At 75.3% G+C, this 14,184-nt stretch carries 13 protein-coding genes; 5 read left to right on the plus strand and 8 right to left on the minus strand.

Annotated features, from left to right (window positions below; genetic code table 11):
* The first annotated feature begins 5 nt into the window (after nt 1-5).
* Nucleotides 6-809 (plus strand): DNA-formamidopyrimidine glycosylase family protein, encoded by an 804-nt coding sequence (locus ACH436_RS15715; RefSeq protein WP_430561138.1) that lies wholly within the window; start codon nt 6-8, stop codon nt 807-809.
* A gap of 111 nt (nt 810-920) precedes the next feature.
* On the opposite strand, the gene ACH436_RS15720 is transcribed toward ACH436_RS15715, so the two are convergent.
* The 3 genes from ACH436_RS15720 to pgsA form a co-directional block, all read right to left on the minus strand.
* Nucleotides 921-1,268, minus strand: coding sequence for a helix-turn-helix domain-containing protein (locus tag ACH436_RS15720; RefSeq protein ID WP_430552602.1), 348 nt, complete (start codon nt 1,266-1,268; stop codon nt 921-923).
* 246 nt (nt 1,269-1,514) lie between these two features.
* Entirely contained in the window at nt 1,515-2,069 is a 555-nt protein-coding gene (locus tag ACH436_RS15725; protein WP_430561139.1) for a CinA family protein, read from the minus strand.
* Nucleotides 2,066-2,668, minus strand: a complete 603-nt coding sequence (gene pgsA / locus ACH436_RS15730; protein WP_430561140.1) for a CDP-diacylglycerol--glycerol-3-phosphate 3-phosphatidyltransferase — start codon at nt 2,666-2,668, stop codon at nt 2,066-2,068. Before pgsA ends, ACH436_RS15725 begins: the two co-directional genes overlap by 4 nt.
* 77 nt (nt 2,669-2,745) lie before the next feature.
* Here pgsA and ACH436_RS15735 point away from each other — a divergent pair, with 77 nt between their 5' ends.
* A complete protein-coding gene (locus ACH436_RS15735) occupies nt 2,746-4,050 on the plus strand; it encodes a CapA family protein (protein WP_430561141.1) in 1,305 nt (434 codons plus the stop codon).
* Between the two features lie 10 nt (nt 4,051-4,060).
* On the opposite strand, the gene ACH436_RS15740 is transcribed toward ACH436_RS15735, so the two are convergent.
* From ACH436_RS15740 to ACH436_RS15760, 5 genes are all read right to left on the minus strand, one after another.
* A complete protein-coding gene (locus ACH436_RS15740) occupies nt 4,061-6,892 on the minus strand; it encodes a DNA translocase FtsK 4TM domain-containing protein (RefSeq protein ID WP_430561142.1) in 2,832 nt (943 codons plus the stop codon).
* A 149-nt stretch (nt 6,893-7,041) separates the two neighbouring features.
* A complete protein-coding gene (add, locus tag ACH436_RS15745; protein ID WP_430561143.1) occupies nt 7,042-8,064 on the minus strand; it encodes an adenosine deaminase in 1,023 nt (340 codons plus the stop codon).
* Nucleotides 8,065-8,276: 212 nt separating this feature from the next.
* Nucleotides 8,277-9,962, minus strand: a complete 1,686-nt coding sequence (locus tag ACH436_RS15750; protein WP_430561144.1) for a ribonuclease J — start codon at nt 9,960-9,962, stop codon at nt 8,277-8,279.
* A 22-nt stretch (nt 9,963-9,984) separates the two neighbouring features.
* A complete protein-coding gene (dapA, locus tag ACH436_RS15755) occupies nt 9,985-10,923 on the minus strand; it encodes a 4-hydroxy-tetrahydrodipicolinate synthase (RefSeq protein ID WP_430561145.1) in 939 nt (312 codons plus the stop codon).
* A gap of 43 nt (nt 10,924-10,966) precedes the next feature.
* Entirely contained in the window at nt 10,967-11,506 is a 540-nt protein-coding gene (locus ACH436_RS15760; protein WP_430561146.1) for an AAA family ATPase, read from the minus strand.
* Between the two features lie 95 nt (nt 11,507-11,601).
* Between ACH436_RS15760 and ACH436_RS15765 the strand changes: the two genes are divergently transcribed.
* Genes ACH436_RS15765 through ACH436_RS15775 form a run of 3 tightly spaced genes read left to right on the plus strand, consistent with a single transcriptional unit; the run spans nt 11,602 to nt 14,154 of the window.
* Entirely contained in the window at nt 11,602-13,068 is a 1,467-nt protein-coding gene (locus ACH436_RS15765) for an NAD-dependent succinate-semialdehyde dehydrogenase (RefSeq protein WP_430561147.1), read from the plus strand.
* Between the two features lie 58 nt (nt 13,069-13,126).
* Nucleotides 13,127-13,837: an AzlC family ABC transporter permease gene (locus ACH436_RS15770; RefSeq protein ID WP_430561148.1), complete on the plus strand. Its 711-nt coding sequence runs from the start codon at nt 13,127-13,129 to the stop codon at nt 13,835-13,837.
* On the plus strand, nt 13,834-14,154 hold the full coding sequence (locus ACH436_RS15775; protein WP_430561149.1) for an AzlD domain-containing protein: 321 nt from the start codon (nt 13,834-13,836) through the stop codon (nt 14,152-14,154). The genes ACH436_RS15770 and ACH436_RS15775 overlap by 4 nt, the downstream gene beginning before the upstream one ends.
* The last annotated feature ends 30 nt before the right edge of the window (nt 14,155-14,184 follow it).

Genomic DNA, 14,184 nt, shown 5'->3' on the forward strand with positions numbered 1-14,184 from the left:
CGGCCGTGCCCGAGGGAGACGTGCTGCGCCTCACCGCCGAACGTCTGGGCGCCGCGCTGCGCGGCTCGCCCCTGGTGCGGGCGGAGCTGCGCTGGCCGTCGGCGGCGGGCGTGGACCTGGTCGGCGCCACGGCCCGCGAGTCCGTCGCGTACGGCAAGCACCTGCTCACCCGGTTCGACGACGGACGTACCCTGCACACCCACCTGCGGATGGACGGGACCTGGCGGGTGTACCGCACCGGCACGCGGGAGGCCGCCGGGCGCGGGCCGGCGGTCCGCGCCGTCCTGGCCACCGCCTCGTGGGCCTGCGTGGGCCGACACCTCGGGATGCTCGACGTGCTGCGCACCCGGGACGAGCCGCGGCTGCTGGCCCATCTCGGCCCCGACGTCCTCGGCGACGACTTCCCGGGGCGTCTCGACGAGGGCGCGCGCCGTCTCGCCGAGGACGGCGCGCGCCCCGTCTGCGCCGCCCTCCTCGACCAGCGCGGCGTGGCCGGTCTCGGCACCATCTGGACGGCGGAGTCGCTGTTCGCCACCCGGCGATGGCCGTGGACCCCGGTCGGCGCGCTGGATAACGAGGAGCGACGCGCCCTGCTGGTGACGGCTCGCCGGCTCATGGGGCGCAGCGTCGCCGTGGGCCGGCGCTCGGGGCTCGGGGGCGTGGAGCTCGCCGTGCACGGCCGGCACCACAAGCCCTGCCGTCGCTGCGGGACACCCGTCGCCCTGGGCAGCACCGCCGGGCCGGGCCGGCGGCCCGAGGGCGGCGAGCGGGCGATCTACTGGTGCCCGACCTGCCAGGCCGCGCCCTGACCCCGCACGCCGGCCCAGGACGCACCGACAACCGGACGCACAGAAGGCTCCGGCCCCGCGGGTGGTACCCGCGGGGCCGGAGCCTTCGATCCGAGAATCTGTGGTGCTCGGTCAGCCGACCGGTGCGAGGTCCCCTCGCATCGACTCGGCGTCGCGCGGCTCGCCCGCGCGGCTGAGCAGCCCGGCGTAGACGTCCGCCGGGATCGTGTCGGGGATGTGCAGGCCCTCGGCGACCGCGATCCGGTCACTGACCTCACGCAGCACGAGGGACATCGGCACGTCGAGAGCCTCGCAGATCGATGCGAGCAGCTCTGAGGACGCCTCCTTCTGGCCGCGCTCCACCTCGCTCAGATAGCCGAGCGAGACCCTCGCAGCAGACGACACCTCACGCAGGGTGCGCCCCTGGCGCTGCCGCGCGTCGCGCAGCACGTCGCCGATCTCACGTCGCAGTACGACCATCTCGCGCCCCCTCTCCGTGGCCGATCGTCCCGGCACCGGACCGGTCGTGACCGGGCTCTTCGTCCGTCCTGTCGTTCCCCTGGCTCCAGGGGTGGCACTACCGTACCGCGCGCGCGGCATGCCCGGCCTGGCATGGCCGGGATCGAGACGGGTTCGTGCCCTGTCGGTCATCACACCCATCGCAACGCGGGCGCCCGGGGCCTTGTTCCCGCCGTCACGACCTGCGACAGGCTCGTCACGCACCCTTCACAGGGCGTCGTGGCCCGCGGTGTCGCCGCCGGGCGCCGCGTCGCCCCACGTCTCGAGCGCCAGCGCCAGCACCGCCCGCACCACCCCGGCGCGCACCTCGTCGCGGCCGCCCGGTACAGCGAGCCGGACGACCCGGTCGCCCGCCGGGGCGCTCACCGCGGCGTACGCCTCCCCCGGCGGGTGCCCGTCCTGCGGGTCGGGCCCCGCGACACCGGTCGTGGCCAGACCGACGTCGGCGCCCAGCACGCGGCGCGCGCCGGCCGCCATCTGGGCGGCGACCTCGGGGTCGACGGGCCCCCGCCGCGCCAGGAGGTCGGGGTCCACCCCGAGGACCGCGGCCTTGAGCTCGGTCGCGTACGCGACGACCCCGCCGCGCACGACGGCCGACGCTCCGGGGACGTCGACGAGCGAGGCCACCACCAGTCCGCCGGTGAGCGACTCGCCCGCGGCCAGGGTCCAGCCCCGGGCGAGCGCGCCGTCGAGGACCGCTCGTGCGAGCGCCGCGGTCGGCGCTCCCGCCCCCTGCCGTCCGCCCGCGCCTGCCGGGGTCACGCCGCCGGCCGGGGCCCGGCCTCGCGCCGCCCGGTGGCGAGGAGGCGCGCGCCCTGGACGAAGTAGTCGACGCCGGTCACGACGGTCACCGCGATCGCGGCCCACAGGACGACCCACGCGACGACGTGCACGAAGCCCGGCAGCGCGGCCAGCGGCAGCAGGAAGAGCGTGATCGCGACGGCCTGCAGCACCGTCTTCAGCTTGCCGCCCCGCGACGCCGGCATGACGGCGTACCGCAGCACCACCATGCGCAGCACGGTGACTCCCAGCTCGCGCACGAGGATGATCGTCGGCACCCACCACGGGAGCTCGCCCAGCGGCCAGCACAGCAGGATGAGGGCAGCACCCACCAGGGCCTTGTCGGCGATCGGGTCGAGGAGCTTGCCGAGGTCGGTCACCAGGTTGCGCGACCGGGCGAGGTAGCCGTCGACCCGGTCGCTCACCGCGGCGACCACGAAGACGCCGGTCGCGACGAGACGCCAGGTGACCGAGTCCCCGCCGTCCATGAGCAGCGCCCAGGCGAACACGGGCACGAGCGCGATGCGCACGAGGGTCACCGCGTTGGCGACGTTCCAGGGCGAGGGCGCTTCGGTGACCACCGGACCACCCTAGCGGCGCCGACGGCCTCCTCGCCCCGCCGTCCTCGCCCGCGCCGCGGTGGCAGTACGCTCCCTCCGTGGCACGCCACGCGTCCGACGAGGGGCGCCCCGCGCGAGGGCTGTACGTCCTCGCAGCCCTGGCCGGCACGGCCCTGGGCGTCGCGGGTGCCCTCGCGCTCGGAGGCTCGTCGCCCGGGGCGACCGTGTCCCCCGATGCCGGCCCCGCCCCGGCGTCCACGTCCGGCCCCGTCCCGCCGGCGACGACGACGCAGCCTGCGCCGGAACCGACGCCCGAGCCCGCCACCTTCACCCTGGTCGCCGCCGGCGACCTCCTCACGCACGCGCCGGTGGTCAGGTCCGCGGGCGGCCCGCACGAGGCCGACTTCACCCCCCTGCTCGCCGGGCTGGACCCCTGGGTGCAGGGCGCCGACCTGGCTCTGTGCCACCTCGAGGTGCCCGTGGCGCCGAAGGGCACCGAACCCAGCGGCTACCCGCTGTTCGGGGCGCCCCCGGGGCTGGTGCGCGACCTCGCCGAGCAGGGCTGGGACGGGTGCTCCACGGCGTCGAACCACTCCGTCGACCGCGGCTACGACGGCGTCACGGCCACGATCCGGCGGCTGGCCGCGGCCGGCATGGGCTTCGCGGGCACCGCCCGCAGCGCCGCGCAGCAGGAGGAGCCGCAACGGTACGTCCTGGCCCGCGAGGGCAGGGAGATCACGGTCGCGCACCTGGCCGCGGCCTACGGCCTCAACGGCCTCCCGATGCCCGCGGACGCCCCGTGGGCGGTCGACCTCATCGACGCCGACCGTCTCGTGCGACAGGCCCGCGAGGCCCGGGAGGACGGCGCCGACGTCGTCGTCGTGAGCCTGCACGCCGGGGTCGAGTACACCGAGGACCTGACCGAGCAGCAGGTGGAGGTCGTGCGCCGGCTCGCCCGGTCGCGCCAGGTCGACCTGGTGATCGGGCACCACGCGCACGTGCCGCAGCAGATCGACCGCGTGGGCCGGGGGCCCGGCGGCGACGGCATGTGGGTCGCCTACGGCCTCGGCAACCTGCTGTCGAACCAGAGCGCGGCCTGCTGCGACGCGCGCACGAGCAACGGGGTCCTGCTCTCGGCCGTCTTCGTCCAGGACGCGCCCGAGGACGCCGTGCGCCTGACCGACGTGACCTGGACGGGAACCACGGTCGACATCGGCGGCGGGCACGACGTGCTCGCGCTCCCCGACGCCCTCCACGACCCTGGCGCGACCACCCTCTCCGCCGCGGACCTCGAGGCCCGCGAGGACCGGGTCCGGGACGCGGTGGGCGACGTCGCCCCGCAGCGGCAGGAGCCGTCCGACGCCACCGGTCCCCCGCCCCGGGTGCTCCCCCGCGACGGCTGACCGGGCCGCCTCAGCGCCAGCCGTTCTCCGGGTCGGTGTCGGCGCCGTCGTGGTAGTCCTTCGCCACGGGCGGCGCGTGCCCGTCGGTGCCGTCCGCGTACGGGTCCGACGGGGCGCCGGCCGACCCGCCGTCCGACCCGGGCTCGGCGTCCTGGTCGTAGGCCTGGGGCGTCTCGCCGCGGATGAGCGCGAGGGCGGACGGCAGGTCGTCCGGCGTCACCAGCACCTCGCGAGCCTTCGAGCCCTCGGACGGGCCGACGATCTCGCGGGACTCGAGCAGGTCCATGAGCCGGCCCGCCTTGGCGAAGCCGACGCGCAGCTTGCGCTGGAGCATCGACGTGGAGCCGAACTGGGTGGTGACCACCAGCTCCGCGGCCTGCAGCAGCAGGTCGAGGTCGTCGCCGATGTCCTCGTCGACCTGCTTCTTGGCTGCCGCGGGCGCCGTGACGTCCTCGCGGTAGACGGGCTTGAGCTGCTCCTTCACGTGCTCGACGACGCTGTGCACCTCGGACTCGGTGACCCACGCCCCCTGCACGCGCATGGGCTTGGCCGCGCCCATGGGCAGGAAGAGGGCGTCACCCTGGCCGATGAGCTTCTCGGCGCCCGGCTGGTCGAGCACGACGCGGGAGTCGGCCAGCGACGACGTGGCGAACGCGAGGCGCGAGGGGACGTTCGCCTTGATGAGCCCCGTGACCACGTCCACCGACGGGCGCTGCGTGGCGAGCACGAGGTGGATGCCCGCGGCGCGGGCGAGCTGAGTGATCCGCTGGATCGAGGCCTCGACGTCCCGCGGGGCGACCATCATGAGGTCCGCGAGCTCGTCCACCACGACCAGCAGGTAGGGGTAGGGCGCGATCTTGCGCTCGGAGCCCGGGAGCGGCTTCACCTTGCCGGCGCGGACGGCGGTGTTGAAGTCGTCGACGTGCTTGTAGCCGAACGTCGCCAGGTCGTCGTAGCGCGCGTCCATCTCGCGCACCACCCAGTCCAGGGCCTCGGCGGCCTTCTTGGGGCTGGTGATGATCGGCGTGATGAGGTGCGGGATGCCCTCGTAGATCGTGAGCTCGACACGCTTCGGGTCCACGAGGATCAGGCGCACCTGCTCGGGCGTGGCACGCATGAGGATGGACGTGATCATCGAGTTGATGAAGCTCGACTTGCCGGCGCCGGTGGCGCCCGCGACGAGGATGTGCGGCATCTTGGCGAGGTTCGCGACGACGTAGCCGCCCTCGACGTCCTTGCCCACGCCCATGACCATGGGGTGCTCGGTACGGCGTGCCGCCGACGAACGCAGGACGTCGCCGAGGACGACGGTCTCCCGGTCGGAGTTGGGGATCTCGATACCGATCGCGGACTTGCCGGGGATCGGCGACAGGATCCGCACGTCCGCGCTCGCGACCGCGTAGGCGATGTTGTTGGAGAGCGACGTGATGCGCTCGACCTTCGTCTTGGCCCCGACCTCGACCTCGTAGCGCGTGACGGTGGGGCCGCGGGTGAACCCGGTGACCTGCGCGTCGACGCCGAAGTCGTCGAAGACCTTGGTGAGCGACTCGACGACCCGGTCGTTCGCGGCCGAGCGCGTCTTGTGCGGCGCGCCCTTGCCGAGGGAGTCCTCGTTGGGCAGCAGGTACACCGTGTCGCCGTCGAGCATGGGCTGCTCGGCGCGGCCCATGGGGGGCAGGTCGCTCGCGGGCGCCGGCGCAGGGTCCTCCGTCGCGGCGGCCGTGACCGCCTCGACGGGCGCGGTCGCGGCCGCGCCGACGCGCTGCGTGGCCGCTCCCCGGCCGCCCTTGGCGGCCGCCTTCGCCGCCGCGGCGTCCTTCTCGAGCGTGGCCGCCTTCTCGAACGCCTCGTCGCCGACGTACTCGTCGAGCCCGTCGGCGGCCGCGGCCTCCGCGGCGCGCTGCGCCTTCGTCTTGCGGGTCCGCTTCTTGCGGGGCGCCGGGTCGGTGCCGTCGTGGCGCGAGACGCCCTCCGCGAGAGCGAGCCCGTCGTCGTCGACGGCGTCCTCGCGGTGGTTGCCGGTGAGGCGGTCGTACAGGCCGCGCAGCCGCTCGGGGATGCGGTGCACCGGCGTCGCGGTGACCACGAGGATCCCGAAGAAGCCCAGGAGCAGGAACAGCGGCACGGCGACCCACTGGGTCACCCCGGTCACGACCGGGGTCGCGGAGAGGTAGCCGATGATCCCGCCGGCGTCCTGCAGGGCCGCGAACCCGTCGGCCGGTGCGGGGGTGCCCTCGGCGATCGCGACGAGCGCGCACACCGAGACCACCACGAAGATGAGGCCGATGGCGACACGGGAGTTGGCCTGACCGCGCTCCGGGTGCCGCATGACGCGGAAGCCCAGCCACAGGAGCAGCACGGGCACGGCCACGCCGGCCAGCCCCACGGTGCCGGCGACGACGGCGTGCACGACGGTGCCGAAGGTGCCGGAGATGCCCCACCACTCGCGCGCGGCCACGACCAGCGCGAGGGCGATGAGGAAGAAGGCGACGCCGTCTCGGCGGTGCTCGGGTTCCAGGTCTCTTGCTCCCTTGGTGATGCTGCGGGTCAGGCCGCCGAGCCCGTGCGCGACGCCCAGGTACAGGCCACGGACGGCCCGGACGGGCCAGGACGGACCGGACCGCGCCGGTCGCGCCGGCGGCCTGCGCGTGCCGGAACCACGACCGGAGCCCTTGCCCGAACCCTTGCCGGAGCCCTTTCCCGCACGGGTGGACGACGAGCGGGCGGGCGCGCGCCGGGCCGGGGCGGCCACGGATGCGGTCCGCCCCGTTCGTGAGGTCCCCCGCGAGGTCCCGGTGATCGGGGTCCCGGTAACTCTGCGGGCGGGTGTCCGGGTCGCCATGATGCCCCCACGGTACCCGCGACGCGGGCCACGACGCCGCAGGTCCCGGGCGCGTGTTGCCCGCCGCCCCGGGCCGCGCCCGGGCCGCTGTGAGCAGGCCCACGCACCGGCGGCGGCACCCCCCGCCGGGCCGGGCGCGACCTCCGCAGTCAGGCGCCTGCGCGCCACGCCTCGACGTCGGCCACGTGCTCCGCCACCCGCCCGGCCGGCAGGAAGGACCCGCGGAAGGACGCGGCGGCGAGGTCGGCACGCTGGTCGCGCGTGAGGTGGAACTGCGCGGTCACGGCGTCGTCGACCTCGTCCACGTAGCCGCCGAAGTACGACGGGTCGTCGGAGTTCAGCGACACGTTCAGCCCGGCCGCGAGCATCGCGGGCAGCGGGTGCTCCGCCAGCGAGGGCACGGCGCGCAGCCGCACGTTGGACAGGGGGCACACGGTGAGCGGGACCTGGTCGCGCACGAGCCGCGCGACGACGTCCGGGTCCTCCAGGGCGCGGATGCCGTGGTCGACCCGCTCCGCGCCGAGCACGTCGAGCACCTCGGTGACGTGCCAGGCCGGGCCCTCCTCGGCGGCGTGCGCCGTGCGCCGCAGCCCGTGCGCGGCGGCCTTGGCGAACGCGGGGGCGAACGGGGCGGCCGAGAAACCCACCTCCGTGGACGCGAGCCCCACGCCGGCGACGGGTGCGTCGAGCGTCAGCAGGTCGTCCAGCAGCTCCTCCGCCTCCGCCCCGGGCCGGTGCCGCAGGAACGCCGCGATCAGCAGGCCGGAGACGCCGAGCTCCGCCTCCCCGTCGGCGAGGCCCTGCGTCACGCCCGCCACGACCTCCGCGAGGGGCACACCGCGCGCGACGTGCGTCTGCAGGTCGACCATGAGCTCGGCGTGCCGCACCCCGCCCGCCGCCGCGCGGCGCAGGTAGGCGCGCGTGAGGTCCGCGAAGTCCTCGGCGGTGCGCAGCACCTGCGACGTCGCGTGGTACAGGTCGAGGAAGGACTGCAGGTCGACGAAGTCGTACGCGGCCCGCAACGCGTCCGGGTCCGCGAACGGCAGCGAGACCCGGTTGCGCTCCGCGAGCGCGAACGCCAGGTCGGGCTCCAGGGTGCCCTCCAGGTGCAGGTGGAGCTCGGCACGGGGAGGACGCTGCGAGGCGGACGAGGGAGTCGACGAGGGAGCCATGCCCGGCAGCGTACGGGGCGCGCCACGCCCGGTCGGGCGACGGGGGCGGGCCGAGGCCTCGCCGCCCTGTGATCTCGCGCACCCGGTCTGCCCGGGGCGGAGCCGCGGCCGTGCCGAGCGGGACGACCGCCCGAGACGAGCGGCGGGGCCGCGCCGTCGTCGTGGCGCGGCCCCGCCGCTCGTCGTGCCCCGACCGGGGCGGTCGCCGGCCGTCAGGCCTCGACGACCACCGGCACGATCATCGGGCGCCGGCGCAGGCGGCGGTTGACCCACTGCCCGATGACGCGGCGCATCACCTGCTGCAGCTGGTAGGTGTCGGTCGCACCGCCGGCGATCGCGTCCTCGAGGGCCGCGACGACGTCGGGCTGGATCTCCTCGAAGACCGCGTTGCCCTCCGCCATGCCGCGGGCGAGGATCTGCGGGCCGGCGAGCACCTTGCCGGTCGCGGTGTCGACGACGGCGAAGACGGAGACGAAGCCCTCCTCGGACAGCGTCCGGCGGTCCTTGAGCTCGTTCTCGGTCACCGCGCCGACCGTCGAGCCGTCGACGAAGACGTAGCCGCACGGCACCGCGCCCACGACGGACGCCTTGCCGTCCACGAGGTCGACGACGACGCCGTCCTCGGCGAGCACCACGCGGTCGGCGGGCACGCCCGTGCGGACCGCGAGCGCCCCGTTGGCGACGAGGTGGCGCACCTCGCCGTGCACCGGCATGACGTTCTTCGGCTTGAGCACGTTGTAGCAGTACAGGAGCTCGCCCGCGCTGGCGTGGCCGGAGACGTGCACCTTGGCGTTGCCGGAGTGCACGACGCGGGCGCCGAGGCGGGTGAGCCCGTTGATGACCCGGAACACCGAGTTCTCGTTGCCCGGGATGAGCGACGACGCGAGGATCACCGTGTCGCCGTGCCCGACCTGGACCTTGTGGTCGCCGTTGGCCATGCGGCTCAGGGCGGCCATCGGCTCGCCCTGCGACCCGGTGGACATGTAGACGATGCGGTCGTCGGGCAGGCTCGCGGCCTGCTTGAGCTCGACGAGGACGCCCGGGGGGACGTCGAGGTAGCCGAGCTCGGCGGCGATGCCCATGTTGCGCACCATCGAGCGGCCGACGAGCGCGACCTTGCGGCCGTGCGCGTGGGCGGCGTTGAGCACCTGCTGCACGCGGTGCACGTGCGAGGAGAACGACGCGACGACGATCCGCCGCTCCGCCTGGGCGAAGGCGGCGTCCAGCGCCGGGCCGATCTCGACCTCGTTGGTGACGAACCCGGGCACCTCGGCGTTGGTGGAGTCGACCATGAACAGGTCGACGCCCTTCTCGCCCAGCCGGGCGAACGCCCGCAGGTCGGTGATGCGGCCGTCCAGCGGCAGCTGGTCCATCTTGAAGTCGCCGGTGTGCAGCACGGTGCCGGCGCCGGTCGTGACGGCGACGGCGAGCGCGTCCGGGATGGAGTGGTTGACGGCGACGAACTCGCAGTCGAACGGGCCGAACCGGGCGGTCTGGTCCTCCGCCACGACGCGCAGCACCGGCTTGATGCGGTGCTCCTTGAGCTTGGCGTCCACGAAGGCGAGGGTGAGGCGCGAGCCCACCAGGGGGATGTCCCGACGCAGCCGCAGCAGGTACGGCACGGCACCGATGTGGTCCTCGTGGCCGTGCGTGAGGACGATCGCCTCGATGTCGTCGAGACGATCCTTGATGTAGTCGAAGTCCGGCAGGATCAGGTCCACGCCGGGCTGGTGGTCCTCGGGGAAGAGGACGCCGCAGTCGATGATCAGCAGGCGCCCCTCGTACTCGAGGACGGCCATGTTGCGGCCCACCTCGCCCAGGCCGCCGAGGGCCACGATGCGCAGCCCCTTCGACGGCAGGGCGGGGGGCAGGGGAAGTTCGGGGTGAGGGTGGCTCACGGGGCCTCCAGGCCGGTAGGTCTTACGGAAGTGTGGTGGCGCCCGCGCGGACGCCGTCGTTCAGGTAGCCCGCCGTCGCGAGGGCGTCGCGCAGCTGCGCGACCTCGTCCTCGGAGGCGGCCACGTTGGGGAGGCGCAGCTCGCGGTTGTCGAGCACGCCGAGCGCCTCGAGCGCGGCCTTGGCCATCACGGCCTGCGCGCCGGCGCCGTTGAGCGCCTCGATGACGGGCACGGTGGGCAGGTAGGCCCGCAGGGCGCCTGCGGTGTCCCCGGCGTCCCAGCGGCGCACGACCTCGGCGAACGCGCCGGCCACGACGTGCGCGGACACCGAGACGATGCCCGCGCCGCCCATGGACAGGGACGGCAGCAGCAGGCTGTCGTCGCCCGAGTACCAGGCGAGACCCGTCGCGGCCGCCAGGGGCGCGATCGAGGACACGTCACCGGTCGCGTCCTTCGTCGCGACGACCTGGGGGTGCCGGGCGATGCGCTCGTACGTCGACGCCGCGATCCGCACGCACGTGCGCCCCGGGACGTCGTACAGCATCACGGGCAGCTCGGTGGCGTCGGCGACGGTCACGAAGTGCCGGTACAGGCCCTCCTGCGAGGGGCGCGAGTAGTAGGGCGAGACGACGAGCAGCCCGTGGGCGCCCGCCTCGGCCGCCTGCTCGGCCATCCGCACGGCGTGCACGGTGTCGTTGGACCCGGCGCCCGCCAGGACGTACGCCCGGTCGCCGACCGCGTCCACGACGGCGCGCACGAGGTCCGCCTTCTCCGGGGTGTGCGTCGTCGGCGACTCGCCGGTCGTCCCCGACAGCACGAGCCCGTCGTTGCCGTCGTCCACCAGGCGCTTCGCCACCTTGACCGCCGCATCCAGGTCCAGGTCGCCCGAGGGCGTCATGGGGGTCACCATCGCGGTGAGAACGGCGCCGAAAGGGCGCGCGGCGGCAGGGGCGAGCGTCATGAGGTCAACCGTACCGGGCGCGACCGCGCACGACGGACCGGACTCACCCGTCGAGCAGCCGCCCCAGCCGCGCCGCCAGGCCGGGGGCGTCCGCCGCGTCGGCGTCGGCCTCGATCGTGGCCGCCGTGCGGGCCACCTCCCGCAGGCCCGCCGCGTAGGCGTCCCGGGCGGCGTCGTCGAGGTCGGCGCGGTGCGCCGCCCGACCGGCAGCACGGTCGGCCGCCACGCGACGCGCGAGCGTCGCCGGCGAGACCCGCAGGATCACGTGGACGAACCGCGCGCCGCCGTCCGCGGCGGCGCGCGCGAACCGTGCGACCTGGTCGGGGCGCGCCACGAGCTGCGGGACGACGACGTGGGCTCCGGCCCGCAGGTGCGAGCGCGCCATGTCGAGGGCGAGGCGACGGGCGGGCTCCGCCGCCCGGGCGGGGTCGCCGGAGATCAGCGTGCGCACCACGTCCACGTCGAGGACCAGCGTGCCGGGCCGCCCGGCCGCGAGCGCCCCGGCGACGGTCGACTTGCCGGCGCCCGGCAGCCCGTTGAGCAGCAGCAGCGTCACCACGCCCTCGCCCCGCCCGTCGCCCATCCGTCGATCGTAGGGAACGTCACGGGGAACCGGCCGCCGGGCGAGGACCGCCGTTCCCCGTGTCGAGCGGACCGGCCCCTGTGCATACTCGGGGCATGAGCTCGCTGTCCCCCGCGCTCGTCGCCCACCTGCCGACCGGCATGCTCGCCGACGGCCAGTGGACCGCGGCCTCGGGCGGACGCACGTTCGAGGTCGCCGACCCCGCCACGGGCGAGGTGCTGTTCGACGTCGCGGATGCCTCCCCCGAGGACGGGCGGCGAGCGCTGGCCTCGGCCGCCGACGCCGCGCCCGCGTGGCGCGCCGTCGCGCCGCGGGAACGGTCCGAGCTGCTGCGCGCCGTCTACGAGCGCCTCGTCGCACGCAGCGACGCGGTCGCCTCCCTCATCACCGCCGAGTGCGGCAAGCCCCTGGCCGAGGCGCGGGCGGAGGTCGCGTACGGCGCCGACTTCCTTCGCTGGTACGGCGAGCAGGCGGTCCGGGCCGAGGGCTTGGTGCGCACCGCGCCCGCCGGCGCGAACCGTCAGCTCGTGCACCGCCGGCCCGTCGGCCCCGCGCTGCTCATCACGCCGTGGAACTTCCCCATCGCGATGGCGACGCGCAAGATCGGCCCCGCGCTCGCGGCGGGCTGCCCCGTCGTGATCAAGCCCGCCCACCAGACCCCGCTCACCACGATGCTGGTCGCCGAGGTCATCCGGTCCGAGGCGGCCGAGCGGGGGCTGCCGCGCGGCATCGTGAACGTCGTGCCCACGGCGAGCTCCGGCGACCTCGTCGCACCCCTGCTCGCGGACGACCGGCTGCGCAAGCTGTCGTTCACGGGCTCCACGGCCGTCGGGCGCACGCTGCTGAAGCAGTCCGCCGACCAGGTGCTGCGCACGTCGATGGAGCTGGGCGGCAACGCGCCGTTCGTCGTCTTCGCCGACGCCGACCTCGACGCCGCCGTCGAGGGGGCGACGGTCGCCAAGCTGCGCAACGCCGGCCAGTCGTGCGTCGCGGCCAACCGCTTCCTCGTCCACGACTCGGTGGCCCGCGAATTCGCGCAACGCCTCGCCGACCGGTTCGCGGGCCTGCGCGTCGGGCGCGGGGACACCGAGGGCGTCGACGTCGGGCCCCTCATCGACGCCCGGGCGGTCGCGAAGGTGGCCGAGCTGGTCGGCGACGCCACGGACCGCGGCGCGCAGGTGCTCACGGGCGGCGGGCGGCCCGACGGCCCCGGCACGTTCTTCGAGCCGACCGTGCTCGCCGGCGTCGACCGGGACGCGCGGGTGGTGCGCGAGGAGATCTTCGGGCCCGTGGCGCCGGTCGTCGCGTTCGGGGACGACGACGAGGCGTTCGCGCTCGCGAACGACACCGAGTACGGGCTCGCCGCGTACGCGTACACCACCTCCCTGGAGCGGGCGCTGCGCGCCGGGGCGGAGATCGACGCCGGGATGATCGGCATCAACCGCGGCATGGTCTCCGACGCGAGCGCCCCGTTCGGCGGCATGAAGCAGTCCGGCCTGGGCCGCGAGGGCGGCGAGGCGGGCCTCGAGGAGTTCCTCGAGACGGTCTACGTCGCGCTGTGATCCCCGGCGGGCGGCGGGCGTTTCCCGCTCCCGGTGGCGTCGTGATTACCTACCGGGCGTGACACGTGGAGAGGGACGCGACCCGGCGGTGCGGTCGGCCGTCCGCCAGGGGACGAGCGTGGCGGTGGCCACCGGCCTGTACGGCATCTCGTTCGGGGCGCTGTCGGTCGTGGCGGGCGTCAGCGTGCCCCAGACGATGGCGCTGAGCCTGCTGCTCTTCTCGGGCGGTTCGCAGTTCGCCCTCATCGGGGTCGTCGCCGCGGGCGGCTCCCCCGTCGCCGCGATCGCCACGTCGACCCTGCTGGGCGTGCGCAACACGCTGTACGGCGCCGTCGTCGCGCCACTTCTGGAGGTGCGCGGCTGGCGGCGACTAGCCGCGGCACAGCTCACGATCGACGAGTCGACGGCGGTGGCCGTCGGCCAGCGCGAGCGTGCGGCGACGCGGGCCGGCTTCTGGGTCACCGGCGTCGGCGTCTTCGTGCTGTGGAACGCCTTCACGCTGCTGGGCGCCCTCGCGGGCGACGCGCTCGGCGACCCGCGCGCGTGGGGGCTGGACGCCGCGGCCGGGGCGGCGTTCCTCGCGCTCGTGTGGCCGCGCCTCGCCGCGCGGCGCGCCCAGGTCGTCGCTGCGCTCGCCGTCGTCGTCACCGCGGCGCTCATCCCCGTCGTCCCCGCGGGCGTGCCCGTCCTGGCCGCCGCGGCCGTGGCCATCGCCGTGGGCGTGGTCGCGACGCCGGGCGCCCCGGACGGCCGGAAGGAGGCGGCATGACCACCACCGTGCTGTGGGTGACCGTCCTGGCCGCCTCCCTGCTCAGCTTCGGGCTCAAGCTGGCCGGCCACCTCATCCCGGAGCACTGGCTCGCGACCGAGCGCGTGCAGCGCACGTCCACGCTCGTCACGGTCGCGCTGCTGGTGGCGCTCGTCGTGGTGCAGACCTTCGCCGACGGCCAGGCCCTCGTCGTCGACGCCCGCGTGCCGGCCCTGGCGGTCGCCGCGATCGCCCTCGCGCTCCGGGCGCCGTTCATCCTCGTGGTCCTGCTCGCCGCCGCGACGGCGGCGGGCCTGCGGGCGCTCGGCTGGGGCTGACGGCCCCGCGGGGTGGCGCCGGTCACTAGG

The organism is Isoptericola sp. NPDC019693 (genome assembly GCF_044389085.1).
Taxonomy (GTDB): domain Bacteria; phylum Actinomycetota; class Actinomycetes; order Actinomycetales; family Cellulomonadaceae; genus Isoptericola.